Here is a 25,712-nt window from a genome sequence, read left to right on the forward strand (position 1 = left end):
AGAATATCCGCCTTTGATTGTAAAATATTAAGAGTCTTCTTCATCGTTATGCTCATCGTCATCTTCGTTTCCTCCATTGTCACCGTCATCTTCGTTTCCTCCATTGTCACCGTCAACTGGTTCATCTTCCTCATCATCAGGTGCACCAGCTGCTGGTACTTCAACGGTTACTCTTCGCGATTCACCAGGAACATTTTCGTTTGCTCCATTCTTGCCAATTGGGGTGATGGTAATTGTATAGGTGGTTCCTGCTTGAACTCCACTAATTTCAATACCATTTCTCTCAACCGTTTGTGTTTGATTATTTGGTTCAACGAAGACTTCAAAGCTTACAGGAGGTCCATTATAGCCCCATGATACATCTATAATATTCTTATCTGCATCATAATAGGCATCCAAACCATCGACAGAAGGAATATTACCTTCATCAGGTTCATCTTCTCGTTCAACCGTAACCTTTGTGGTTCTAGCTTCACTTCTGTTAGAATCATCATCATTACTTACTGCAACAACTTGAATTTCATACTCTGTACCTTCAGCAAGCTCGGAAATTTCGATAGCTTTTTCTTCTGTTGTTGATAATGTTTGCATTTGTCCACCATCGATACTAGCACTAATTTCAAAGGATACATCTTCATCCGAATCATACTTCCATTCAACCATTATTGAATCATTTCCTGTACTATAAGTCGCTTTAAGATCTTTTACAGGATCTAGTTGATCATACTTTTCAGAGGTAGACTTCGGTTCTGTACCTTTTACAAATAGCTCTTTTACTATTTGCGAGCTAGGAGTATAATCACTAGGGAGTTTAGCTGGATTTGATCCTTTTTCTATAGCAACTTCAACCACTGAATCAGGTCTTTCAAAATCTGGAGTCTCGATATCTTTGGATATTTCAGTCATGGTGTGCTTAAACAATTGTTGGGCATATGTTTTACTACCCTCTATAGCTGAATTATCTGGATACCCAGTCCAAATCGTCATAGTATAATTCGTCGTATAACCACTGAACCAAGAATCCTTCGCTTTTCCATCTTCACGGTTAGTTGTACCAGTTTTACCTGCAACATGCAGTCCTGGCACATTTGCAGTCGTTCCACTACCATTGGATACAACTGATTTAAGCATATCTGTAATCATAAAAGCAGTAAAATCAGACATTGCAACTTCTGGTTCTGATTTAAATTCCCTTGTTTCTCCATCCGCAAATACAACTTTTGTAATAGCATAAGGATCGCTATAGATTCCTTCATTCCCAAATGCTCGGTAAGCCCCTGCTAATTGAAGGGGAGTGACTTGGGTAGAAGTTCCACCAATTGCTTCACCAATTTGTCTGGTTTCAAGAGGAATACCTAGACCTTCAGAAAAAGGTGCAGCAGCGTCGAATCCTGTTTCCTCCAAGGTTTTCAATGCTGGAATATTATAAGAATAAGCTAGTGCTGTGCGCATAGAAACCCATCCATGGAAAGTACCATCAAAATTATAAACAGAATGATCTCCAATTTCATATGGTTTATCATCATTTATTTGATGATATGTTGATAATTTATTATTTTCAATGGCAGGCCCATAAACGACGACTGGCTTAATTGTAGAACCTGGTTGGCGACCATCACCATCAATAGCATAGTTCCATCCATCATTACCAGTACCATTTCTGCTTCCACCAATCGCACGAATCGCACCAGTTTTCGTATCTAAAACAACAAGACCTGCTTGAAATGCATCATCTGGATATTTAATTGGATTTTCTTCACTATCAGTTAATAAAAATTCAACATACTCTTGAATGTCTGTATCTATTGTTGTGTGGATTTCTAATCCGTCTGTATAAATATCTGCACCATCAAGCTTTTCTCTAACTTCTTTTCTTACTTGTTGTAGAAATGCTTCATAAGGTGTTGAATCAGGACGATCCTCTCTTAGAAGGGAAGTCACATCGACTTCTAACGCTTCATCTGCTTCCTCTTGGCTAATCTTGTCATGACGAACCATTAACTTTAGAACAGTTTCCATTCTTGTTTTTGTTAAATCAGGATTTTCAAATGGATTATAAGCAGTAGGTCGTTGTGGTAGACCAGCTAATATAGCCGCTTCAGGTAACGTAAGCTCATTTAAATCCGTTTTTCCAAAATAAGTTTCTGCAGCCTGAGCGACTCCATAAGCACCGCTTCCATAGAAAATCTTATTTAAATACATTTCCATAATTTCTTCTTTCGAATATTCGCGTTCTAATTTTAATGCTAACCATTGTTCTTGAACTTTAATGCTTATTTTCTTATCTGGGGTTAAAAATGATTTTTCTACTACCTGCTGTGTAATAGTACTTGCACCTTCTGAACCGAAGCCATTTCGAAGGTTTCCAATTACTGCACCACCAATTCGTCTTAGATCAATTCCAGCGTGTTCAAAGAATCTTGCATCCTCCGTAGCAGTTACAGCATCAATTAACACTTGAGGTAGATCATCATATTCAATTTTCGTTCGCTTTTCCCCACCGTCTAATTTAGCGATTACTTCACCATCTTTATCAAGTACGCTGGAAGATAATGGATCTGATAACTTTGATGCATCAATTTCTGGTGCTGTGACAATATAATACGTAAATAGTGTTGCTACACCTATACCTATTGCTAAAACAAATATGAGTACAGATAATAATATTTTTTTCCAAATTGGTTTCTTTTTGGCTTTTCGTTGTTTTCGTCGTGCAGTACGAGACTGGCTATTTTCTGCCATTGCTCACTACCTCCATTCTAAAAATAAAGCTTATCTATAATTGATAAATAGTCAACCCTTATTTGATAATGAAAAGGGATTAATACCCCAGATTGTTTGATTTGTTGATATGGTATAGATTTTCTACCATCTTTTTGCTTTTCATACCAGTATGGGATTAACTTTTCTGCTGGAAAAAAGTAAGTTTCATCAAATATAGAAAAGCGAATAAGAAAAAAACAAATTCCTCCATGCCTTATGATTGATTCCATATGGCTGATTTGGTGTTCATGAACATTAGCTAAAGGGAATAATGTTTTATTTCTTGTCTCTTTTGCTTCAAAATCGATATACCTATTTTTGTAGATACCATTGTAATCAGTAGTAGAAGCTTGTTTAAAATATGCCTCTGTAATAACAGCAGCACTTCGTTTAGGATATTTTACATTAACAATTTGAACTGGTGTAGGCTTTTTATGAATTACTGCTTTATCTGTATCTAAATAATACGTATTTGTAACATTAATATCTGCTTCTAAAGACATTCCACGATTGCTGTATTCTTGATTATGTTTGATTGAACTCTGATGAATGCTTTTTTTCTTTCCATTTGGATAGTTCACTCTTTGTCCTCCTAGCGTATTACAGTATCATATCAGAAAAAACCTACATTGTAATTCTTGAATTATTGGTGTACTGCAGAAAGTAGGTATCTAATTGTATACAGGTCGGAGTAAACAAGACTATTTATATTATATAACAAAACTAACTAAGAAGCATAATTTAGATAACATTTCGCGGACGAAAGCCTATCAACAATTTTATATGCATTTCCCTGAGATTCAATGGGCTTTGCTTGCTAGTGTTGTTTCAAGAAATGCTGGATGGAATATGACAGATTTGTGTCTACCGTCATATAAAGAAATGCTAAGTGCCAAAGAAAGAGAGCAGCTATTTATGACGTATGAACGTGCGAACTGGCTAATATTCTCTGACGCTTTTCCTCAATTACTTATCTATAAGCTATCAAGAAAGTTTCATCAGCCTTTATTCCATCTATTAAAAAAATATCATGTGTCTAGTTATATGATTAACGAATGGTTTTATTTTTGGGAAACAGGCGATAGAGAACGCCTAATGATTGCTCTTATTATTAATGAACAAAACGTTATTCAGGAACCGGTAATTAATCAAAGCTATTTTAAACACCATGTCTTCTTACGATTACCATATTTACTTCAGGATTTCTTAATGATGAATGCAGTTTTAATTCCTACTAGGTCTCCATCTATTTATGGAAAGTTTGTACATGATTTTACGAAAATATCAAAACGTATCGAATTGGGAAAAAATCTTGCTTCCATTATTTTTTCAAAGGATGTTTACTCGAAGCTAATGGATTTTATCACATTTGTTGAACATACAGGTTCTAGAATAGATTATGAAAGGTTTTTGAATATTAATCCAAGTAATTCCCCATTTTTACGTATGGTATTTCCAGTTATAACACATCAGGATAAAATTCGAAAAGATTGGTATAAATTTGGGGGTGTTTCTAGGTCCTGGGTGCTACCTGTTACAGCTGAACCTAAAAAAATAGGGGAGATATTTTATAAGAAACGCCACTTGCTTTCTGCGTACTACCACATAAAGTTACTATTTAAATGACAGGTTCATTTTTGTCGTATTTAGGTATAGATTGCGACTTAGGAGAAACAATCTTATAGAAACATGCAACTAATAAAAGGATTTGCAAATAGCAAATCCTTTTATTGGAAGAGAAAAAGTATAAACATACTAAACCCTTTGCTATATTTAGCAAAAGCAAAGCTTTCTAAATTCAAGTAGATGGACGATTAGGTCCATTTAATTTTTTGTCACCTTTTTTTAGTGATTTACCATTCAATTCTTCTTTGCTTTTATTTTGTTGCTTGTTCTTCATTATAATACCTCCTTTTTTTATAGTTTGTCTTATTTCCGTGAAAAAATGAGTTAAAGCACTAGTTTTGTTCAATGGATACTACTTTTGTCGAAAGGGAAGGAGTTTCTAAATCGTTCTTGAATTAGAATATAAAACAATTATAAATTGGGAGATGATGTGGATGGAATTATATAATAAAAACGGTGTATTAAAAAAGGATTTTGAAACCCAATTACAATTATTAACGGATCAGGCACGATTAATTGACCAAAAGCTTTCCTTAAAAATAGATCATGAAATTAGTAATCAATTTGAACAGCATCAGCAACGCGTAAAGAAAACGGAAAATCTATACAAGAAGCTGTATCATAGACGTATCGCATTACCGGTATATAGCACTTCTAATCGAAAACTTTCCTAGTACAATTTAATTTTGTGCCTTATTTATTATTATCTGATACAGTAGTAAATGAAATAATAAAAAAGGCAGGTTTGTTAAATGGATTTAACTACTATAACACAGCAGCTCAAAGAACATTTAGATCGACTAAAGGCTGTATATGATAAAAATGACCCACCAGAAAGTAACAATGATAAAGATTTTTTTTCCTATGTAAAGGAAAAAACAACTCCTATTTATGAGTTGTTAGCGGTATGGGAGGAAGAAGCCTTAAAGATTGTAAAAGAGGAGAAAATAAACGTACATCCTCATCAAATTACTTCTACTAGAGAAAATATGGAGCTTGTATTAATGCATAGCTATTATATTGATGTTCGTAGAAAAAGATATATGGAACTTAATCGATCCATCCATTATATTTTTGATCAGCTTTTGCGAGAAATATCATAGCGAAGAGTATAAGTGCGTTGTAATCCTTTACATTTACCTGTTATTTGTATATAATGACATTCCACAGATAGGAAAGGGGGCGTGGAAATGTCTTATAATACATTAATAGAAGAAGCTAAAAAAATTCGTGAACAGGCATATGTTCCATACTCAAAATTCCCAGTAGGAGCTGCGCTACTTACTAAATCAGGAAAGGTATATACTGGTTGTAATATAGAAAATGCAGCTTATCCAGTTACGTGTTGTGCAGAGCGTGTTGCGATCTTTAAAGCAATTGCAGATGGCGAAAAAGAATTTACAGAAATGGCTGTAGTTGCAAATACTGAAAGACCTGTACCACCATGCGGCTCATGTAGACAAGTAATGGCAGAGTTTTTTAACAGTGAAATGTTCATTCATTTAACTAACCTAAAAGATGATGTGAAATCAGTTAAAATGAAAGATTTATTACCTTTCTCTTTTCAACCAACGGATTTACAATAAATAAATATATCGATAAAAATAAGAAGCTATTTTTCAGCTTCTTATTTTTTTGATATAATATTAAATAGAGCTTGTACATATAGTATAATAACATTGCAAAAATTAGATACAACAAGAACAAATATATATTTTCAATAATTATGAGGTGATGATTGTCATGAGTCCAAGTAGAGTTCAGTTAACTGGAAAAGATATTTTAGAAAAAGATTTTAAAACAGCAATGAGAGGGTATAATCAAGAAGAGGTAGATGAGTTTTTAGATGTAGTCATTCAAGATTATGAAGCATTCCAGCAAGAAATTGAACGACTAAAGCAAGAAAATGAACAGCTTAAAAAACATACAGTTGAACAACCTAGAACAAGATCAGCTAATACGAATCATCAAGTGAACTATGATATCTTAAAACGTCTATCTAATTTAGAAAAAGCAGTTTTCGGAAATAAATTTGCTAACGCAGAATCATAAAATTTACTAAAATTACCAATGACATGTTTCGTGTAATATGGTAAGATTATTTTTAGAGTTAATTATTGAATACTCATGTAATCGCTGTTTGTGTAATACAAGCAGAGGAAAGTCCATGCTCACACAAACTGAGATGTTTGTAGTGTTCGTGCTTGACGAATTCATAAGTCAAGGTAACCTTAATGGTTAACGGCAGGGGAAATTCCTAAGTCCTATTGGATATGGAACGCGATCCTTGAAAGTGCCACAGTGACGTAGCTAGAGTGGAAACACTTTAGGTGGAACGAGGTAAACCCCACGAGTGAGCAACCCAAATAATGGTAGGGGCATCCTTTAGTAGGGAAATCAACCGAACAAGGGACAAGTTTTACTTGTAGATAGATGATTACAACCTGCGTACGAGGCTGACCACCGTATGGAGTACAACGGTACAGAACATGGCTTATCGAGTATTCAATGGTCTGTCGTAAAAAAACCTTTTCATTAGCTTTTAGGCTAATGAAAAGGTTTTTTTTGTGTCTATATGGTAAACTAATAGAAGCATATCATTAAAAGAAGGGATCATATTCATGGCACAAACAATTACATTAATTGCAACAGCTGCAATGGGACTAGAGTCTGTTGTAGCAGACGAGGTAAGAAATCTTGGGTATGACGTCAAAGTAGATAACGGAAAAGTTATTTTTGATGCTCCTGCATCTGCTATTCCACGCTGTAATTTATGGCTTCGAACTGCAGATCGCGTAAAGATACTTGTTGGAGAATTTAAAGCAACAAGCTTTGATGACCTTTTTGAGGGAACAAAAGCACTCCCATGGGAGAGATTTATTGAGGAAGATGGTAAGTTTCCTGTATCAGGAAAATCAGTCAAATCCACCTTATATAGTGTACCTGATTGCCAAGCCATCGTTAAAAAAGCAATTGTAGAACGATTGAAGTTAAAACATGGTGTAGTCTCTAACATGCCTGAAACTGGAGCATTGTATAAAGTGGAAGTATCTCTTTTGAAAGATATTGTTCAGCTTACATTGGATACATCTGGAGCTGGATTACATAAGCGTGGCTACCGGGTAGGACAAGGAGAGGCCCCATTAAAAGAAACATTAGCTGCAGCACTAATATTACTTACAAATTGGAAGCCAGAATATACTTTAGTTGATCCGTTTTGTGGATCCGGTACGATTGCTATTGAAGCAGCAATGATCGGACAAAATATCGCTCCAGGTTTTAATCGGGAATTCAGTTCTGAGGATTGGGGATTCATGAAACAAAAACATTGGGACGATGCATTTCAAGAGGCGGAAGATCAGGCTAAGTATGACCAACCTTTAGATATTATTGGTTCCGATATTGATCATAAAATGATTCAGATCGCTAGTGAGAATGGTAAAGAAGCTGGTTTAGCTGATCTAATTACCTGGAAACAAATGCAAGTGAAGGATTTATCATTAAAAACGGATAATGGTTATATAGTAGGGAATCCACCATATGGTCAACGGATAGGTGACAAAGAAGAAGTAAGTAAGATGTATAGTGATTTAGGTACGGTTATGAAGAAACACCCTTCATGGAGCGTATATATCCTGACTGCATTTGAAGAGTTTGAAAAATTTTATGGAAGTAAAGCTACAAAGAAACGAAAGTTATTTAATGGATTTATTAAAACAGATTACTATCAATACTTCGGGAGAAAGGTAGAGGGGGAGTAATAGATGTCAAACCAATCAGTAGAAACACAATTTCGTGAATTGTTAAAAGAACAAACTGCATATAAGGAAGCAATATCATTAACACACTGGGATATGCGGACTAAAATTCCGAAAAAAGGCGTGGAACAACGTTCTGAAGTAGTAGGATTTTTAGCAGAAAAATTACATCAATTAGAAACATCTGATCGTTTTAAGGAATTGCTAGATGAATTAAATGGTACCCCTACAGATGATGTGATGAAAAGGGCCGTAGAGGAAAGTCTAGAAACGTACGAAAGAAATCGGAAAATACCGAATGAAGAATTTAAACAATATGTCATGCTACAATCAAAATCAGAATCTATTTGGCAAGAAGCAAGGGAAAAAGCCGATTTCTCATTGTTTCAACCTTATTTAGAAAAGCTTGTTGATTATAATAAGAAATTTGCTACTTACTGGGGATATGAGGACAATATTTATGATGCGTTATTACATAATTATGAACCAGGAGTAACAACGAAAACACTAGACGAAGTTTTTCCGAAGCTTAGAAAGTCGTTAACAGATCTCGTAGAAAGAATTAACCAGAGTTCTGTAAAACCAGATCCATCTGTCTTACAAGGCCACTTTCCAAAGCAGGATCAGGAAGCATTTAGTATTGAAATACTGAAAAAAATGGGATATGACTTTGAGGCAGGAAGACTAGATGATACTATACACCCATTCGCTATCTCGTTAAATCAAAATGATGTGCGTATTACTACTAGGTATGATGAAGAAGATTTCCGTATGGCTGTTTTTGGTACGATACATGAAGGTGGACACGCGTTATATGAACAAAACATTGATGCTAAATTAGCAAACACACCGTTAGCTACTGGGACTTCAATGGGCATTCATGAATCACAATCATTATTCTGGGAGAATTTCCTTGGTCGAAATAAAGATTTCTGGCAGTCTCATTATGAATTATTTAAAAATTATGCACCAACACAATTTGAACAAGTTTCATTAGATAAATTCTATCAAGCAGTTAACGAAGTAAAACCATCTTTTATTCGAATCGAAGCAGATGAGTTAACGTATCCATTGCATATCATGATTCGTTATGAGCTAGAAAAAGCATTGATCAATAGTGAAATAGAGGTCAAAGATTTACCCAAATTGTGGAATGAAAAGATGGTAGATTATTTAGGGATTGAACCACCTACAGATCGTGAAGGCGTCCTTCAAGATATCCACTGGGCTGGTGGAGATTTTGGTTATTTCCCTTCTTATGCATTAGGTTATATGTATGCTGCGCAATTTAAAAATGTCATGGAGAAAGAATTAAACATAAAGGATATCATTGCTTCTGGTGACTTTGCTCCTATTAGACAATGGTTAACTAAAAACGTACATCAATACGGAAAAATGAAAAAACCGTTACAGATCATTGAAGATGTTACAAATGAACAGTTAAATCCAGATTATTTAGTAGCATATTTAACCGAGAAGTATTCGAGTATATACAGCTTGTAAAGACATGTAGAATAGGAATAAGTTAACTGGTAATGTTTAGATTAGTACAACATTATAATTCGTATAGAAACTCACACATTAATTCGGATATGAATTCACTGTGTGAGTTTTTTGTTTAGAAGGAGAGGTTTCTACTGAACATTATTGGAACGATAACAAATCATTTACAAATAGCTGTTATAAGGGAAAGGTTGGAATGGATATTAGGAATGTTTGTTCTTCTTCAACAAAAGATAAAGGAGCTTGAAATCAAGCTCCTTTCCTATCCTTCATATGGTAAGCCAAGTCATTCGCCAGAAAGATTGGCGAATGCCAAGCTTCTACTAAATTTATCATGTAATTTTTATAGAATTTTGCTTTATACACCTCACAACGAACACGTTTGGGATAGCCCTATTCTTTAATTATTTCCAATTGGCCAATCAAACGGTACAGATCCTGGAGGTGAATTTTGAATAATATCTACAAATGGAATGGTATAAGCAAATAGAATTAATGCCACTGTAATTCCAATCCATAGCTTCCAATTCTCGAACCATTTTGGTGTTGGCTCTGCATCTTCTTCTTCCTCTGCAATTGGGAATTCTTCTTCTCCTTTTGGAGCAAAGAAAGCCAATTTAACAAAGATATATACCATTAAGATAATACCTATAAATAGAATTGTTCCACCTATAGCTTGGGCCATCTGGTATCCAATCCATTCTGTTACTTGCTCACCACCGCCATACTCTGAATAAGAAGAGCGTCTTGGTGCACCTAATAAACCTTGAATATGCATGGCACCAGACATTATGGTCATACCTATTGTCCAAACGATAGTTTGAATAATACCTAATTTATTAATCTTTTTTGTTAACGTTCTACCTGTAAGATGTGGAATTAACCAATAAGATATACCAAAAAACGTTAACATTACGGTTGTTGCAACGGTAAGGTGGAAATGACCTGTTACCCAAATTGTATTATGAATTACCGCATTCATTTGGTGAGATGCATTTATTAAACCACCAGCTCCTCCAGGAATAAATGCTAACATACCTACAAATGGTGCAAAGAAACGTACATCTTTCCATGGAAGATGTTTAAACCAACCGAATAAACCACCAAATCCTTTACGTCGACCAGTAATTTCAAATGTAGCAAACATAGAGAATGCTGTCATTAAGCTTGGTATAGCAACCATAAAGGTTAAAACTACTTGAATAAATTTCCAAGTTGCATCAATTCCAGGCTCTACTAATTGATGGTGGAAACCAACCGGAATAGAGAAGAATAAGAATAGAACAAAAGACATCCTTGCTAGTGAATCACTAAAGATCTTCCCACCGATAATCTTTGGAATAACTGCATACCACGCCATATAAGCTGGTAATAACCAGAAATAAACTAGTGGATGTCCAAAATACCAGAATAACGTTCTACTTACTAATACATTAATGGTTTCTGCATAACCAAGTGACCAAGGAATAAATTGAATTAGTACGGTAGCTGCCACACCAAGAGAAGCAATAAACCATAATAATGTATTAATTGTGACCATAAAAGCTAATAATGGTGTTTTTTCACCAGGATGAGCTTTTTTCCATAGATATACCTGACGCCAGTTAACAAATCCTGCAACCCAACTACCTACAACGACTAATGCTAAACCAATATAGAATACTGGATGAGCTTTTAATGGTGCATAGAAAGTATATAATACACTTGCTTTTCCTAGTAATATAGTTACTGCAGTCATGACGGTTCCGATGACCATCACCCAAAACGCTAGCCAAGCAACTTTACGTTGTTTGTCGGAGATTCCAACTGTTTTTCCCATGAGAGAGAAGTGAAATCCGATAATAAAGTAGGTTGTTAATACAAGCCCAAGAATAACACCATGTACGGTTAGAACTTGATAGTAATCGATACCCCAAGGTAACGTGAATCTTCCAGATCTTACGAATACTTGTAGTAGTCCCATTAATCCACCAATGAATAAAGAAATAAATGCAACATAGATAAAGGACATATACAGTCTAGACTCAGGCTTAGATATTGGTAAACTCTCTGTTTGAGTAGACGATGATACATTTAACTTTTTAATTGCCATTATTCATACACCTCCACAGTTGCGTACATCAAGTGATGCCCAACCCCACAATATTCATTACACACAATCGTATATTCACCTGATTTATTCATTACTGTTTCAAGACTACTAATGTATCCTGGTTCTACCATCATATTTACATTTGTACCTGCAACATTAAATCCATGTACTACATCAGGTGTTGTTACTTGAAATAAAACAGTTGATCCTTTTGGTATTCGAATATGTTTTACAGGATTTCCTTCCTCGTCCTTACCTAGATCATAATTAAATGCAGAAGCAACGATGTTAACGATATATTTATCATCATCTACTTTTGTAAGACCTAAATTTTCTTCTTGAAAAGCTTCATGTGCTTCAATGTTATTAGGGTCAATAGTAACTCCATGACTTTGAGGATGAGTACCTTGCCAAAAAGCTCCATAACCTAGTATAAGTAAGAAAGCAATTAACGAACCAATTCCGAATACAAGCCATATTTTTTCATATTTGTGTAAATGCATGTTTTTTCACTCCTTCTTTCCATCATCTTGAAATAAATAATGCAAATGCGCCTGCCCAGCTTAAAACTAGAAATAATCCAAGTAGCATTACGGATATAAACGTACCCTTTAAGCTAGGAGTCTCTTTTTCCTTTTTTTCTTCTGCTAGTTTTTTTTCTTCCATTCCACTCATTTTTTTCAACTCCTTTTGCTGTAAATCTGTATCTGTTTTCATCATACACAATTTGTAAACCTAAGTTATCCGTTAGATTGACGTTTCACAAATTGTTCAAATCCCTTGATACAAGCGGTTTTTATGGTTTTTCTAACTTTTTTGTTAAATAAGTTTGTGAAGACAATGTGAATAAAAACGTAATATTTTGCGAAAACGAGCACAAAATAAACCCAAAAACATGAGTTTGGGTGAGGTAATGACATATATTTGCTCAGTTGGGTTAGGCATTCCAAAATTTAATTTAGCGCAGAATAAAATAAAAGGATTAGTTGAAAATATATTTACATATTCAAAACGAGAGGTAGATCGATTACTTCCAGTTTTTGATCATGCTCAAATCAAACAAAGACAATTTGTAGTGGAAGAGGAATGGTTTACGAAAACACATCGCTTTGAAGAAAAGAATGATCTATATTCAAAATTCGCAATTTCCTATTCGTTAGAAGCGATCGATAATTGTTTAAAAAATAGGGATTATCTTACCAAGGATATCGCCTACGAAGAAATTGATATGATTATATTTGTTTCTAGTACAGGTATATCAACTCCATCAATAGATGCACATCTGCTAAATGAACGACCATTTCGAGAGGATATTTTCCGGATGCCATTATGGGGGTTAGGTTGTGCTGGTGGGGCAATTGGGTTATCTCGTGCCCATGATTGGATCAGAGCTAATCCTAGTAAAACGGTATTGATAATCTGTTGTGAACTATGTAGTTTAACATTCCAAAAAGATGATATGAGGAAGAGCAATTTAGTTGGGACAGCATTATTCGGAGATGGTATTAGTGCTGTCTTATTAGCTGGAGAAAATTCTTCCATACTTTCCTATCAAAAAACTAGGATGCCAAAAATTATTAAAACTAGTTCGATTACGAAGAAAAATAGCATTTCTATTATGGGTTGGAAAATAACGGATCAAGGGTTTGAAGTAATATTTTCAAAAAGTATACCAGCACAGGTTCAAACAGTTTGGAAAGATCATATCAAACGATTTCTAGAGGATAATCAACTAACTGCTCAAGAGGTTTATTCCTATATTGCTCATCCTGGTGGAAAAAAAGTATTAGAAGCAATGGAAGAATCATTAGCGATACCGAGTGACAAACTGCTTTACTCTCATGAAGTGTTAGCCAATCATGGAAATATGTCTTCTCCAACAGTTATCTATGTACTAAATGAGTGGATGCAAACATCGATTCAAAACAATGAAAAAAGTATTATATCAGCATTAGGACCGGGATTTAGTTCCGAATTATTATTGGTAGAATGGAATGGATGAATATGACAACATGGATGTGGATACTTATTTTTTTTATTATTTGTCAACGACTCGTTGAGCTATTAATTGCCAAAAGTAATGAAAAGTGGATGAAGGATAGGGGAGGAATTGAGAAGGGAGAGGAGCATTATAAATGGTTTATCTACTTACATTGTCTCTTTTTCCTTTCTGTGATGGTTGAGGTAATGATTAATGGAAAGCCCAACCATCAGTTAAACTATGCATTCTTCTTTATATTTATAGCAGCTCAATTATGTAGAATATGGTGTATCTATACGTTAGGAAGGTTTTGGAACACGAAAATAATTGTCTTACCAAGAGTTGCATTGATTAAAAAAGGGCCATATAAATATGTTAAGCACCCAAACTATATCATAGTTGCAGTCGAATTATTTATTATACCAATGCTTTTTGGTGCATATATTTCAGCTTTCATTTTCCCTGTTCTTCACATTCTATTATTAAAGATCCGAATTCCAAGTGAAGAAAAGGCTTTAGCAAAAGCAACTTTATCAAAACCATAAATAACGTTAAAAACTAAGGTTTTTGCTTAGCCTTAGCAAATACCTAAGTTTTACTTACACAGTACTAACCAAAAAAAGCGGTAATCCAAACAAGATTACCGCTATCTTTTATATTTTTATTTATTTCTTTTCAACGTTAGCTGCTTGTGGACCACGTTCACCTTCAACGATTTCAAAAGTTACTTCTTGTCCTTCTTCAAGCGTTTTGAAACCTTCTCCTTGGATAGCTGAATAATGCACGAATACATCATTTCCACCCTCAACTTGAATAAATCCGTAACCTTTTTCTGCGTTGAACCATTTTACTACTCCGTTTTCCATGTAAATAATCCTCCTAAAAACTTTCACGTAAAACGTGTTAATACAAATCAGATCAAAGAAATAAAAAAAGGCAACATCTGAATAGAAGGTTGGATCAAACTTTCATCCACTTCTATAGAAGTTACCACTTTTTCATGACCCAAATCCTCTTTGCTTGTGTTAAATATAGCTTATTTTTTTCTGTCAGTCAAGAAATTATCATCTAAATTGCCTGAATAATCTCATCATGAACTTAACAACATTTTAAATAAGCTACTTTCAATTGAAAGCGCTTATTAAAAGTATGCCAATTATATGTTCAAATTATACATTATACGTTAAACTAATGATATCTGAATAAAAGGGAGGATTTTTCATGCTAACAGATATTGAAATCGCACAACAATCAACATTAAAACCAATAAGGGAAATTACAGAGAATTTAGGTCTATCTGAACAAGATTGGGAACCATATGGCCATACAAAAGCTAAACTATCTGATCAATTAGTGGAAAAATTAGCTGACCGACCAGATGGTAAAATAATATTGGTTACCTCCATTAATCCAACTCCTGCAGGTGAAGGAAAATCAACTGTTACTGTTGGGTTAGGACAAGCGTTAAATAAAATCGGTCAAAAAGCTATTATTGCACTACGAGAACCTTCTTTAGGACCAGTCATGGGATTAAAGGGAGGGGCTGCTGGTGGGGGTTACTCACAAGTTCTTCCAATGGAGGATATTAATTTACATTTTACAGGTGACCTTCATGCAATAACAAGTGCGAACAATGCACTTGCTGCAATGATCGACAATCATATTCACCGTGGTAACGAACTTAATATTGACCCCAGAAGAATTGAATGGAAGCGTGTCATGGACATGAACGACCGAGCACTAAGACAAATAGTCGTTGGGTTAGGTGGACCTTTACGTGGCGTTCCAAGAGAAGACGGCTTTAATATTACAGTAGCTTCTGAAATTATGGCAATTCTTTGTTTAGCAAAGGATCTAAAGGATTTAAAAGAGAGAATTTCAAAAATTGTAATTGGATATACATATGATGAAGAGCCAGTTACGGTGAAAGACCTTAAAGTCGAAGGAGCATTAATATTATTGTTAAAGGATGCTATTAAACCAAATCTCGTTCAGACAACAGAGAATACTCCTGCTATCATACATGGTGGTCCATTTGCCAATATTGCTCATGGGTGTAATAGTCTAATCGCGACGAAAACAGCAGCAAAACTAGGTGACTATGTAGTAACGGAAGCTGGATTTGGAGCCGATTTAGGTGCAGAGAAATTTTTAGATATAAAAACAAGAGCTGGAGATTTCGAACCTGATGCGGTGGTTATTGTTGCAACTGTAAGAGCATTAAAAATGCATGGTGGCGTTTCAAAAGATCGTCTAACCGAAGAAAATGTAGATGCTTTAAAAGAAGGAATGAAAAACTTAGAGAAGCACATTGAAACCATTCAATCATTTGGACTTCCTTTTGTAATTGCAATCAATAAATTTCCTACAGATACAGAAGCTGAAACAACCACGATTGAATCATGGTGTAAATCACGAGATATTGAAGTTGCTCTAACAGAGGTTTGGGCGAAAGGCGGAGAAGGTGGTGTAGAATTAGCTGAAAAAGTAATTCAAAAAACCAAATCGGATGATAGAAGTTTCCAACGTATATATGATTTAAGTGATTCTATAGAAGATAAAATCCGTAAAATTGCTCAAAACGTATATGGTGCTGATGGTATCGAGCTTTCTTCAAAAGCTAAAAAACAAATTGCCCTCTATGAAAAAAATGGGTGGGGAGAAATGCCGGTTTGTATGGCAAAAACGCAATATTCATTGTCAGATGACCCTGCTTTAGTAGGCAGACCGAGTGGCTTTATGATAACTATTAGAGAGTTACGTCCATCTGTTGGTGCTGGTTTTATCGTTGTTTTAACCGGTGATGTAATGACAATGCCAGGACTTCCAAAAAAACCTGCAGCATTGAACATGGATGTTACTGAAGATGGAAAGGTCGTAGGATTGTTTTAATGGAACAACATGTACAATTAGAGAAAATAAAGAAATATGTATATGAATTATTCGCTAATGACCCTACTGGGCATGATTTCTTTCATATGAAGCGGGTTGCTCGACTTGCAAAAGAAATTGCTATTCAAGAGAATGCTAATGAATTTATTTGTGAAGCAGCGGCGTGGCTTCACGATGTAGGAGATCCTAAATTATTTACGAATAAAAATAAAGCACGGGAAGAGTTAGTAACATTTCTACAATCTATTGGGCTTACTTCCGAGCAAATAGAGGAAATAGGTAAGGCAATGGAAGATGTTTCCTTTACCAAAGGAAACATACCAGTAACACTGGAAGGGAAAATTGTACAGGATGCAGACCGAATTGATGCGATCGGTGCAATTGGTATTGCTCGAACCTTTGCCTATGGAGGTGCAAATGGTCAATTAATTTATCATGACAACGAACCGGATAATACTTCTGTTCAGCACTTTTATGACAAATTGTTCAAGCTAAAAGACTTAATAAATACCTCTTCTGCGAAACAAATTGCTGAGGAAAGACAACACATCTTAGTAGAATATGTAAATCAATTTATGAACGAATGGTAAAAAAAGCAGTATGTGGCTTTCACCGCATACTGCTTTTATCGTTTGTATTAATCATGGAGAGGTTCTTTCTCTGCTCTACCACTGGCAAGTAACCAATTATGCTGAAAGATTTCAGTAATGGCTAATAATGCACCTGTTAGCACAGCTCCCCAGAAAGTTACTTCGGCATTAGCAAATACCATTGCACCAAAATAGACGATGACAGCGGAAGCTATGAAATCCATAAAGGTACTCAGCCATCTCGTATCCTCTCGTAACATTAACACTTCCATCAAATGACCAACTACAGCAAGAATAATACCTAAAATAATAGGTTGATACCAATACGCAAAGTTTACATTTGGAAAAATCAATGAAGCAATAATAACAGTTATAGGACAAACAAGCAGTTTTACAAATAATCCTACCATTAAAATCCCACCTTTATAGTTAGTAGGATTAGTATGTACAGCTAAAAAAAACTTATACAAATTAAAAGGAGGTAGGCAATTACATGGCCTTAACTGTCTACCTCAGGTGTGGAATGGTATTAATTATTTATATATTCGTTTTGTACCTAAGTATCTTTGCTTCCAATATGAACTGTCCATTTCAGCAACGGTAACACCGGTCGATGAACCTGCATGAATAAACTTCCCATTTCCTATATATATTCCAGCATGGGATGGACCAGGCTTATATGTTTCATAAAATACGATATCACCAACAGAAGGAGAATCTACATGAGACCCAAAATTCCAAATATCACTTACTGTTCTAGGAAGTGAAATATTTTCTTGCTGGTAAATATATTGTAAGAACCCACTACAATCAAATCCGCTAGGTGAAGTTCCTCCCCATGAGTAAGGAGTACCTACTAAAGATTGTGCAGCAGCTATTGCATCCGTATAACTTGAGCTTTTTACTTCAACTTTCTGTACTTTTTTCTTTTCTTCCTTTGGAGGAGTACTTTTTATTTCTGCTTCAACTTCTTGTTGTTCTGATTCATATAATGTTGTTAAAGCTTCAGCTGTTACTTCAGTAGTTAATTCAATATCATGTTCTTCTTCTGCAATCTCTAATGCTTTCTTGGTTAACGGACCGTAAATCCCATCAATTTTACCTTCGTAATAACCGAAAAATTGTAAGGATTCCTGAACAATTTTTACATCCTTATTATGCATGCCTGGATATATCGATTCAGACAAGTGTTCCAGTTTTTTGATATGCTCCTTCATTTCTACCTCAATAAGGGCATAAATGGTCTCACGATCGGCTTGACCTGTAATAGATATATTGTGATCATTTTGGAATTTCTTCAAGGCGTGTTCCGTTAGAATTCCAAGTTCTCCATCAATTTCATCCTCGTAGTAAGAAAGTTTATTTAATTTCTGTTGTAATACTTTAACTGATTCACCATGATCTCCATATTGTAATTGATCTTCTTCAAGTAATATTTTGTTTTGAAGGACTGGATAGGCATCTGCATAAACTGCGAACGGCTGGCTAACCACATAACCGTACAGGAAAGTATGTTTGGCAATGCGTTCAACAGTACCATTTAGCATGCTTTTATCCCCTTTCTTTTATTGACTCTTCTAAACTAGATTTATGGCTAAAAATATGTTTTTATGAATTACGTTTATGTTACAATAAATGAAACAATAGATATGAAATTTTTATTGGGGGAAATGATATGATTACCGGTGAACAAGCATACTTAGATTTATGTAAATATATTTTAGACAGCGGAACGAAAAAAGAAGACCGTACAGGTACAGGTACATATTCCATATTTGGTCATCAAATGCGATTTGACTTGCAGCAAGGGTTTCCGTTGTTGACAACAAAAAAAGTTCCATTCCGTTTAGTTGCCAGTGAATTGTTATGGTTTATTAAAGGGAATACTAATATCCGCTATTTACTTGCAAACAATAATAACATTTGGAATGAGTGGGCATTTAAAAAATGGGTAGAAAGCTCAGAATACAGTGGTCCAGATATGACTGATTTTGGGAATCGAAGTTTACAGGATGAAAGCTTTAAGAAAGACTATGATGAACAAATGGAGATCTTTAAACAAAAAGTATTAGAGGATGATTCATTTGCTAAAAAATACGGTGATTTAGGTTCTGTTTATGGAAAACAATGGCGCGATTGGAAGACATCACAAAATGTTACAATTGATCAATTAAAGGATGTTATTAAATCTATTCGAACGAATCCTGATTCACGTAGACATATTGTTTCTGCATGGAATCCAGAGGACATTCCAAATATGGCACTTCCTCCATGCCATACGTTATACCAATTTTATGTAGCGGATGGTAAATTATCTTGTCAATTATACCAACGTAGTGCGGATGTGTTTTTGGGAGTACCTTTTAATATTGCTAGTTATGCATTACTTACGTATTTAATTGCTCATGAATGTGGGTTAGAAGTAGGAGAATTTGTGCATACATTTGGAGATACTCATATATATGCTAACCACATTGAACAAGTAAAAATACAGCTTGAACGAGATATTCGGCCAATGCCTAAATTGAAAATTAATAAAGAAAAAGATTCGATCTTTGATTTTGAATTAAATGATTTTGAAATCATTGGTTATAATCCACATCCGACAATCAAAGCACCAATCGCTGTATAAGCAGTTGGAGAGAGGGGACTTATTATGATATCACTACTTTTAGCTATGGATCGAAATCGTGTCATTGGTGCAAATAATGATCTACCGTGGCACCTCCCAAATGACCTGAAATTTTTTAAGGAAGTAACAACAGGAAACACCATTATAATGGGAAGAAAAACATTTGAATCAATAGGGAGGGCACTACCAAATAGAAGAAATGTTGTCCTATCTCAAAAGCATACGTCCTTTCCAGAAGGTGTTGAAGTTATTCGTGATGTAAATACAATTATTGAATGGAACAAAGATAACCCGGAGGAGGAATATTTCGTTATCGGTGGAGGAGCATTATTTGAGCAAGTACTCCCATATGCTGATCGGATGTATATTACGAAAATTGATGAATCATTCGACGGAGACGTACTCTTCCCCAATTTTTCAGAGGATGAGTGGACTCTTACGTCCGAAGTTAAAGGTGACAAAAACGATAAAAATCCATACGACTATTATTTCTTACAATATGATCGCAAATAAGAAATTGATGGGGGATGGGGATGAACATATGTAGTGTTGTATTATCGGGCGGAAAATCTTCAAGGATGGGGATGAACAAATCGTTATTAATGTTGAAGGATAGAATGGTTATAGAGCTAATTATTGAAGAACTTTGGACAATTAGTGATCAGGTTGTTGTAATTACGAATAATAAGCCTGATTATGAATTTCTTCAAGTTCCATTAATTCATGATCGCTACCGTGATAAAGGTCCGTTAGCTGGAATGGAAGCTGCATTACATCATGTCGATGCAGATAGATTTATCGTTTCTGCTTGTGATACACCATTTATAGATGCTCGTGTTTATCAATTTTTATTAGATCAAATGGAGAAGCATGATGCAGTTGTGCCAGTGTTTAATAATCGTCTTCATCCGCTCTCAGGTATTTATAAACGAACTATTTTGCCTCATGTAGAGAAGTTGCTTGAAAATGATCGTTTGAGCATTCGAAAGCTTTTCGATCATATTGATGTAAAAATGATTGATGAGTTTGGTAACCTTTCTTATGATACATTAAACAAACATTTCTTCAATATGAATAATCCATCTGATTATGAAACAGCGAAGTCATTATAAGTGTTGTGAATTATTGGATGTACATGTTAGAATGAAAAGTAGAGTTTAGTTAATATATGAACATTATATGTATTTTTGGTTATTACATAGATGATTCGTTGAAATTACATTATAATGTAGTTAATTATACAAAGAAGGTGTAAAAAATGTTTTCTAGTATTGGATTTCCGGGATTAATATTGATTTTAATTATCGCCTTGGTAATTTTCGGACCAAAAAAATTACCAGAGATCGGTAAAGCAGCCGGACAAACGTTGCGCGAATTTAAAAAATCTACAAAGGATTTAACAGGCGACGTAACTGATGAAATAAAAGAAGCAAAAGATATTGTGCATGGTAAAGAAAGCAAATAGATCTTTGGGAGTGATATAAATGTTTAGTAGTATTGGTGTCCCAGGGTTAATTTTAATTCTTGTTGTTGCATTAGTCATTTTCGGTCCCTCTAAATTGCCAGAAATTGGAAAGGCATTTGGATCCTCTTTGAAGGAATTCAAAAATGCAACAAAAGATATTGTGTCTGATGATGATTCATCAACTAAAAAGTAATGGCAAACAGGTGTAAGGGTGATACCTTGCATCTTCTTTTGTGTTTATCGCTTAGATGCTTATGCTTTTAGTTGAGTAGGAGTGTGGAAAAATGGCAAGTAATGATATACATAATAACGAAACAGAAATGAACTTAACTGACCATTTAACCGAGTTAAGAAATCGGGTAATTGTAACAATTATATTTTTTGTCTTGTTTTTTATTGTTGGCTTTGTTTATGTCGAAGAAATTTATCATTTCTTTACTGCTCATTTAGATTTTAAATTAAGTATTCTTAGTCCTGGTGAGACCATTTGGCTTTACTTTACGATTGCTGGTTTAGTTGCTATTGTTGGCACGCTTCCGCTTTTAGCTTATCAAGTATGGGCATTTATTAAACCAGGGCTAACCCCTAAGGAACGTAAAGCATCATTACCATATATCCCGGCAATATTTCTTCTGTTTATTACTGGATTAGTATTTGGTTATATTATGTTTATTCACTTAATCCTTCCTTTCTTATTAAGTTTAAGTGAAGGTATGTTTAACGAAATGTTTACAACGGAAAAATACTTTAAATTCGTTCTTCGAGTAACAATACCATTTGCAATTCTATTTGAAATACCAATTATTTCTATGTTTTTAACAAGTTTAGGAATACTAACGCCAGACTTTATGCGTAAAACAAGAAAGTATGCTTACTTTGTATTAATTATTATTGGAACAATGCTAACACCACCGGATCTTATTTTACCGATTTTAATTGCTATTCCATTAATTATTCTATATGAAATCAGCATTTACTTTTCTAATGTAGTCTACCGTAAAAAACAACAAAAACATGAAGAGTTCATGCGACAAGATTCTGTTTAAGATGGAGGGGGACAAGTAATTGAGGTCATTTTATCATTTTGCCATGGCATTTCGAGGTACAAAAAAGCCAGATGATCAAAGTCGACTAGCTGATTGGATGTTTCACGAACATAATTTTCCAAAGCATTCTACTTCTTATGATGAAGTTAGTAGTTACTTGGAATTATACAGTCCTTTTCCAAATGCGATTTCTATTTTTGACCAACTATGGGAAATCTATCAAATGAATGAAGTTGAATAATATATAGGCTGTTCCCAGTGAGGGGGGACAGCCTTTTGTTTAGTTAACCGATATAATATTATTAAAATTAAATATAGAATCAGCTATACAAATTTGTTGTCTCTCTTTATTTATACGAACCAAACCAGTATATCGATTGATTACACCATTTTCATATACAGATAATTCAATATGATTTCCCTGAGTAGCTGCTTCTATCAAACGTTGATTGATGATTTCAAACTCTTGTTCGTCTAGAATTGGTTTCTGTATTTTTTTATCCTCTTGATCCAAGTTCTTCAAAATTTGTACATGTTCTGGGAGCATTAAGGAAGTCCACTTGATTGAACCACGATCATTTACCATGCACCTAACACCTCCATTTTTAGTATACACAAACATATGTTCGTTATCAATGGAAAATAGTGTGATTGATCAAACGTTTGTTTAAAAATATGAAGATGAACTCTAACATGGAATTTTATTTTTCGAACAATTTCGACTTTATTCCTTGTATTAGTTAAATAAAATGTTGTTTCTTGCGGTTACCCGGGAAATATATGTTCATTTATTAACTGTATTTTTCCTTGGTATTAGCTTGAGTGATTTCTTATAATTTGCTGGTTACAAGCAATGATTTTTAGATTTCAACCAACGTATTTCAAAGTATTAGTTATTACTGTGTAGTTTAAATCAGTATCAACAAACTATGTTAAATGAAGCCTTCATGTAAAACATTGGTGATGTTTTACAAAATATTATGTTCGCCTACACCGATTACTGAATTATACCGTATAATAATCTAGAATGTAAATTAGGAGAGAGGGATAATTATGGTATTTCCACCACAACGTCCTGGTAATTTTTTTCAAAGTGGTATGCAACCAAATAATTTTATGTTTCCTCAACAGGCTATGAATCAAATGCCACAAAAAGGATTACAGGGAATTATTCAGCGTTTCTTACAACCTGGAGCGACTGCTGCTCAAGGGGTTGGAGGAGGAGGCGTTGGAGGTTTATCTAATACATTAAACAATGTACAGCAAATATTAAGAATGGTTGAACAAACCGCACCATTAGTTCAGCAATATGGTCCAATGGTAAAAAATCTGCCTGCTATGTTTAAAATGATGAAAGCATTAAAAGATATAGAAAGCACGGATGATTCTAGTACAGCAAGTACAGAAGAAAGCGCATCAAACGAAAGCTCAAGCTTCTCTGATTTTTTTGAGAGCTTGGAAGAATCGATAAGTAAAAGCCAATCTAGTAGTAGCTCTAGCAGTAGTTCAAGTAGTTCTAGAAGCTCAAGAAGTAGAACTCGTTCAAATAGTTCAAGCTCACAACGTGTTAAAAAAAGAAGTGGAAATGGTCAGTCAACACCAAAGCTGTTTATTTAAAAATGCACTCCACTTGATTTTTACTACAAAAACGGGAAAAATAGAGTTAGAACTTTTCTAAGTGGAGGTAGCGTTATGACTACAACTGAAGTTGCAACTTTTGCAGGTGGATGTTTTTGGTGTATGGTCGAACCTTTTGATCAACGCCCTGGAATCATTAAAGTCGTTTCTGGATACACAGGTGGAACGTTAGAAAACCCAACTTATGAACAAGTATGTTCCAATACAACAGGGCATGTAGAGGCAGTACAAATTACTTTTAACCCTGACATTATGCCATATGAACAGTTGGTTGAAACATTCTGGCAACAGATTGATCCAACTGATCCAGGTGGACAATTTAATGATAGGGGGGAGTCCTATCAAACAGCTATTTTTTATCATAGTAAGGAACAAAAACAGGTTGCTGAACAATCAAAACAGGCATTAGCATCAAGTGGAAAATTTAACAAGCCCATTGTAACGAAGATCCTTCCAGCAAAACCGTTTTATGAAGCAGAGGAAAACCATCAAGATTATTATAAAAAGCAATCTTTCCATTATCGTTTATATAAAAAAGGTTCTGGTAGAGAGGACTTTATTAAAAAGACATGGCAAATGGATAAAAATAAAAGTGATTTAAAGGAACGACTTACACCAATTCAATACCATGTAACGCAAGAAAATGGAACAGAACAACCATTCCAAAATAATTACTGGGACAACGAAGAGGATGGAATATATGTAGATATCGTCTCTGGAAAAGCGTTGTTTTCTTCACGAGATAAGTACGATGCAGGTTGTGGTTGGCCAAGCTTTACAAAGCCAATAGACCAATACGAAATAGAGGAAAAAACGGATACTTCGCATGGTATGATTCGTACGGAAATACGTAGCAAAACAGCAGATTCTCATTTAGGTCATGTTTTTGAAGACGGTCCAGTTGATCAAGGTGGATTACGATATTGTATGAATTCTGCTGCTATGCGTTTTATTCCGAAAGAAGAAATGGAAGAAGAAGGCTACGGCAAATACTTATATTTATTTAAAGATTAGTAAAGTTTACTATAATATAATTATGTAAACTAATAGGAGGATATGAAGTTGAATCATTATAAATGGGAAAGCAAGGAAGCAATTAAGCATATTGAATGCGTCCATGCAAATGCGAAGAAATTTATCGTAAACAACAAATTAACCCCTGGAAAAACATATGAAGTAAAAAATGAAACAGATGAGTTTTATTTCATTGTAGACAATAGTAACCGCATCGGTGGGTTTCGAAAAGAATATTTTAAAGAAGTAAACTAACAGGCAAAATGCCTGTTAGTCAGCTTGTAGAGAAAGTAGGTGTTTTTTCTCTACAGCCTTTTTTAATTCTGTCATAACTATTTCATTAAGTAAGAAATTTTTAATGAAAATAAACTCCCACACACCTAGCCTAGCTTTGCTAGGTGTGTGGCAATCTTCTTCATGTTCTGGCACGCTGCTGTGAGTAGTACTTGCTCACTCGCATTGTGCAATCCCCTTAACCTGCAGTAGCGAAGCCCATGCAGTTCTTTCGAATCTGCGAAGCTCCGCTCAACTTTTTCTTTTCTATATTTATAAAGCATTTTTCCAGATTGTGATAACCTATTCAACCTAACTTTTTCCTTGAATTCTTCCCAAAGATGCCGAGTTATTACTTTTTGATGGTTCTTCGATCTTGTACATTGGTCTAATAATGGGCAACTTGCACACAATTTGGGGTCTGATTTATATTCCCTGT

At 34.7% G+C, this 25,712-nt stretch carries 32 protein-coding genes and 1 other RNA gene; 22 read left to right on the top strand and 11 right to left on the bottom strand.

Annotation, left to right across the window (positions count from 1 at the left end):
* Positions 1–27: 27 nt before the first annotated feature.
* Positions 28–2,742, bottom strand: coding sequence for a PBP1A family penicillin-binding protein (locus tag GMD78_RS02645; RefSeq protein WP_155666846.1), 2,715 nt, complete (start codon positions 2,740–2,742; stop codon positions 28–30).
* A gap of 17 nt (positions 2,743–2,759) precedes the next feature.
* Positions 2,760–3,344, bottom strand: a complete 585-nt coding sequence (gene recU / locus GMD78_RS02650; RefSeq protein WP_343042072.1) for a Holliday junction resolvase RecU — start codon at positions 3,342–3,344, stop codon at positions 2,760–2,762.
* Positions 3,345–3,438: 94 nt separating this feature from the next.
* Between recU and GMD78_RS02655 the strand changes: the two genes are divergently transcribed.
* Positions 3,439–4,389: a DUF2515 family protein gene (locus tag GMD78_RS02655; RefSeq protein ID WP_155666848.1), complete on the top strand. Its 951-nt coding sequence runs from the start codon at positions 3,439–3,441 to the stop codon at positions 4,387–4,389.
* 172 nt (positions 4,390–4,561) lie between these two features.
* Here the strand turns inward: GMD78_RS02655 and GMD78_RS21275 are convergent, their stop codons facing one another.
* Complete coding sequence (locus tag GMD78_RS21275; protein WP_196493693.1) at positions 4,562–4,663, bottom strand: spore protein; 102 nt, start codon at positions 4,661–4,663, stop codon at positions 4,562–4,564.
* Positions 4,664–4,823: 160 nt separating this feature from the next.
* On the opposite strand from GMD78_RS21275, the gene GMD78_RS02660 reads away from it, so the two are divergent.
* From GMD78_RS02660 to GMD78_RS02690, 7 genes are all read left to right on the top strand, one after another.
* Complete coding sequence (locus GMD78_RS02660) at positions 4,824–5,063, top strand: hypothetical protein (protein ID WP_155666850.1); 240 nt, start codon at positions 4,824–4,826, stop codon at positions 5,061–5,063.
* A 78-nt stretch (positions 5,064–5,141) separates the two neighbouring features.
* Positions 5,142–5,492 (top strand): DUF1798 family protein, encoded by a 351-nt coding sequence (locus tag GMD78_RS02665; protein ID WP_155666853.1) that lies wholly within the window; start codon positions 5,142–5,144, stop codon positions 5,490–5,492.
* 87 nt (positions 5,493–5,579) lie between these two features.
* The gene (locus GMD78_RS02670; RefSeq protein ID WP_155666855.1) at positions 5,580–5,975 is read left to right on the top strand and encodes a cytidine deaminase; all 396 of its coding nucleotides are present in this window, start codon (positions 5,580–5,582) and stop codon (positions 5,973–5,975) included.
* 157 nt (positions 5,976–6,132) lie between these two features.
* The gene (gpsB, locus tag GMD78_RS02675; protein ID WP_155666857.1) at positions 6,133–6,441 is read left to right on the top strand and encodes a cell division regulator GpsB; all 309 of its coding nucleotides are present in this window, start codon (positions 6,133–6,135) and stop codon (positions 6,439–6,441) included.
* 69 nt (positions 6,442–6,510) lie between these two features.
* Positions 6,511–6,891: RNase P RNA component class B (rnpB, locus tag GMD78_RS02680), an RNA gene on the top strand.
* A 119-nt stretch (positions 6,892–7,010) separates the two neighbouring features.
* Positions 7,011–8,150, top strand: coding sequence for a THUMP domain-containing class I SAM-dependent RNA methyltransferase (locus tag GMD78_RS02685; RefSeq protein WP_155666859.1), 1,140 nt, complete (start codon positions 7,011–7,013; stop codon positions 8,148–8,150).
* 3 nt (positions 8,151–8,153) lie between these two features.
* Positions 8,154–9,650, top strand: a complete 1,497-nt coding sequence (locus tag GMD78_RS02690; protein WP_155666861.1) for a carboxypeptidase M32 — start codon at positions 8,154–8,156, stop codon at positions 9,648–9,650.
* A 400-nt stretch (positions 9,651–10,050) separates the two neighbouring features.
* Here GMD78_RS02690 and GMD78_RS02695 read toward each other — a convergent pair whose 3' ends face one another.
* The 3 genes from GMD78_RS02695 to GMD78_RS02705 all read right to left on the bottom strand — a co-directional run bounded on the left by GMD78_RS02695 (position 10,051) and on the right by GMD78_RS02705 (position 12,417).
* Positions 10,051–11,661 carry a b(o/a)3-type cytochrome-c oxidase subunit 1 gene (locus GMD78_RS02695; RefSeq protein ID WP_425495041.1) on the bottom strand — a complete coding sequence of 537 codons (1,611 nt, stop codon included), beginning with the start codon at positions 11,659–11,661 and terminating at the stop codon, positions 10,051–10,053.
* An 80-nt stretch (positions 11,662–11,741) separates the two neighbouring features.
* Positions 11,742–12,245 carry a cytochrome c oxidase subunit II gene (locus tag GMD78_RS02700; RefSeq protein ID WP_155666865.1) on the bottom strand — a complete coding sequence of 168 codons (504 nt, stop codon included), beginning with the start codon at positions 12,243–12,245 and terminating at the stop codon, positions 11,742–11,744.
* A 22-nt stretch (positions 12,246–12,267) separates the two neighbouring features.
* The gene (locus tag GMD78_RS02705; protein ID WP_155666955.1) at positions 12,268–12,417 is read right to left on the bottom strand and encodes a cytochrome c oxidase subunit 2A; all 150 of its coding nucleotides are present in this window, start codon (positions 12,415–12,417) and stop codon (positions 12,268–12,270) included.
* A gap of 238 nt (positions 12,418–12,655) precedes the next feature.
* Between GMD78_RS02705 and GMD78_RS02710 the strand changes: the two genes are divergently transcribed.
* Together GMD78_RS02710 and GMD78_RS02715 are read left to right on the top strand one after the other, a co-directional pair.
* The gene (locus GMD78_RS02710; protein WP_155666957.1) at positions 12,656–13,744 is read left to right on the top strand and encodes a type III polyketide synthase; all 1,089 of its coding nucleotides are present in this window, start codon (positions 12,656–12,658) and stop codon (positions 13,742–13,744) included.
* Entirely contained in the window at positions 13,741–14,268 is a 528-nt protein-coding gene (locus tag GMD78_RS02715; protein ID WP_343042074.1) for an isoprenylcysteine carboxyl methyltransferase family protein, read from the top strand. Before GMD78_RS02710 ends, GMD78_RS02715 begins: the two co-directional genes overlap by 4 nt.
* A 120-nt stretch (positions 14,269–14,388) precedes the next feature.
* On the opposite strand, the gene GMD78_RS02720 is transcribed toward GMD78_RS02715, so the two are convergent.
* Entirely contained in the window at positions 14,389–14,589 is a 201-nt protein-coding gene (locus tag GMD78_RS02720) for a cold-shock protein (protein ID WP_155666867.1), read from the bottom strand.
* A 355-nt stretch (positions 14,590–14,944) separates the two neighbouring features.
* On the opposite strand from GMD78_RS02720, the gene GMD78_RS02725 reads away from it, so the two are divergent.
* Both GMD78_RS02725 and GMD78_RS02730 read left to right on the top strand, forming a co-directional pair.
* Positions 14,945–16,615 (top strand): formate--tetrahydrofolate ligase, encoded by a 1,671-nt coding sequence (locus GMD78_RS02725; protein WP_155666869.1) that lies wholly within the window; start codon positions 14,945–14,947, stop codon positions 16,613–16,615.
* The gene (locus tag GMD78_RS02730) at positions 16,615–17,205 is read left to right on the top strand and encodes an HD domain-containing protein (protein WP_155666871.1); all 591 of its coding nucleotides are present in this window, start codon (positions 16,615–16,617) and stop codon (positions 17,203–17,205) included. The genes GMD78_RS02725 and GMD78_RS02730 overlap by 1 nt, the downstream gene beginning before the upstream one ends.
* Before the next feature lie 47 nt (positions 17,206–17,252).
* Here the strand turns inward: GMD78_RS02730 and GMD78_RS02735 are convergent, their stop codons facing one another.
* Together GMD78_RS02735 and GMD78_RS02740 are read right to left on the bottom strand one after the other, a co-directional pair.
* Positions 17,253–17,615, bottom strand: coding sequence for a DUF2512 family protein (locus GMD78_RS02735; RefSeq protein ID WP_155666873.1), 363 nt, complete (start codon positions 17,613–17,615; stop codon positions 17,253–17,255).
* Between the two features lie 123 nt (positions 17,616–17,738).
* Entirely contained in the window at positions 17,739–18,752 is a 1,014-nt protein-coding gene (locus GMD78_RS02740) for a C40 family peptidase (protein WP_155666874.1), read from the bottom strand.
* Positions 18,753–18,880: 128 nt separating this feature from the next.
* On the opposite strand from GMD78_RS02740, the gene GMD78_RS02745 reads away from it, so the two are divergent.
* The 7 genes from GMD78_RS02745 to GMD78_RS02775 all read left to right on the top strand — a co-directional run bounded on the left by GMD78_RS02745 (position 18,881) and on the right by GMD78_RS02775 (position 22,589).
* Positions 18,881–19,837: a thymidylate synthase gene (locus GMD78_RS02745; protein ID WP_155666876.1), complete on the top strand. Its 957-nt coding sequence runs from the start codon at positions 18,881–18,883 to the stop codon at positions 19,835–19,837.
* Positions 19,838–19,861: 24 nt separating this feature from the next.
* A complete protein-coding gene (locus tag GMD78_RS02750) occupies positions 19,862–20,350 on the top strand; it encodes a dihydrofolate reductase (RefSeq protein WP_155666878.1) in 489 nt (162 codons plus the stop codon).
* Between the two features lie 20 nt (positions 20,351–20,370).
* Positions 20,371–20,949, top strand: a complete 579-nt coding sequence (gene mobA / locus GMD78_RS02755; RefSeq protein WP_196493694.1) for a molybdenum cofactor guanylyltransferase — start codon at positions 20,371–20,373, stop codon at positions 20,947–20,949.
* Positions 20,950–21,095: 146 nt separating this feature from the next.
* Positions 21,096–21,302: a twin-arginine translocase TatA/TatE family subunit gene (gene tatA, locus GMD78_RS02760; RefSeq protein ID WP_155666882.1), complete on the top strand. Its 207-nt coding sequence runs from the start codon at positions 21,096–21,098 to the stop codon at positions 21,300–21,302.
* Between the two features lie 19 nt (positions 21,303–21,321).
* Positions 21,322–21,495: a twin-arginine translocase TatA/TatE family subunit gene (locus tag GMD78_RS02765; protein WP_155666884.1), complete on the top strand. Its 174-nt coding sequence runs from the start codon at positions 21,322–21,324 to the stop codon at positions 21,493–21,495.
* A gap of 91 nt (positions 21,496–21,586) precedes the next feature.
* Positions 21,587–22,348, top strand: coding sequence for a twin-arginine translocase subunit TatC (gene tatC / locus GMD78_RS02770; RefSeq protein WP_155666886.1), 762 nt, complete (start codon positions 21,587–21,589; stop codon positions 22,346–22,348).
* Positions 22,349–22,367: 19 nt separating this feature from the next.
* Positions 22,368–22,589 carry a YozE family protein gene (locus tag GMD78_RS02775; RefSeq protein ID WP_155666888.1) on the top strand — a complete coding sequence of 74 codons (222 nt, stop codon included), beginning with the start codon at positions 22,368–22,370 and terminating at the stop codon, positions 22,587–22,589.
* Positions 22,590–22,628: 39 nt separating this feature from the next.
* On the opposite strand, the gene GMD78_RS02780 is transcribed toward GMD78_RS02775, so the two are convergent.
* On the bottom strand, positions 22,629–22,934 hold the full coding sequence (locus tag GMD78_RS02780; protein WP_196493695.1) for a YolD-like family protein: 306 nt from the start codon (positions 22,932–22,934) through the stop codon (positions 22,629–22,631).
* Positions 22,935–23,401: 467 nt separating this feature from the next.
* Between GMD78_RS02780 and vrrA the strand changes: the two genes are divergently transcribed.
* The 3 genes from vrrA to GMD78_RS02795 all read left to right on the top strand — a co-directional run bounded on the left by vrrA (position 23,402) and on the right by GMD78_RS02795 (position 25,255).
* Complete coding sequence (gene vrrA / locus GMD78_RS02785) at positions 23,402–23,965, top strand: VrrA/YqfQ family protein (RefSeq protein WP_155666891.1); 564 nt, start codon at positions 23,402–23,404, stop codon at positions 23,963–23,965.
* A 75-nt stretch (positions 23,966–24,040) separates the two neighbouring features.
* A complete protein-coding gene (gene msrB / locus GMD78_RS02790) occupies positions 24,041–25,000 on the top strand; it encodes a peptide-methionine (R)-S-oxide reductase MsrB (RefSeq protein WP_155666893.1) in 960 nt (319 codons plus the stop codon).
* A 42-nt stretch (positions 25,001–25,042) separates the two neighbouring features.
* Complete coding sequence (locus tag GMD78_RS02795; protein WP_425495039.1) at positions 25,043–25,255, top strand: DUF6501 family protein; 213 nt, start codon at positions 25,043–25,045, stop codon at positions 25,253–25,255.
* 125 nt (positions 25,256–25,380) lie between these two features.
* Here the strand turns inward: GMD78_RS02795 and GMD78_RS02805 are convergent.
* The coding region (locus GMD78_RS02805) for a transposase (RefSeq protein ID WP_196493696.1) at positions 25,381–25,712 on the bottom strand (332 nt) is incomplete at its 5' end.

It is taken from the genome of Ornithinibacillus caprae (assembly GCF_009728145.1).
In the GTDB taxonomy this organism is placed as follows: domain Bacteria; phylum Bacillota; class Bacilli; order Bacillales; family Amphibacillaceae; genus Ornithinibacillus; species Ornithinibacillus caprae.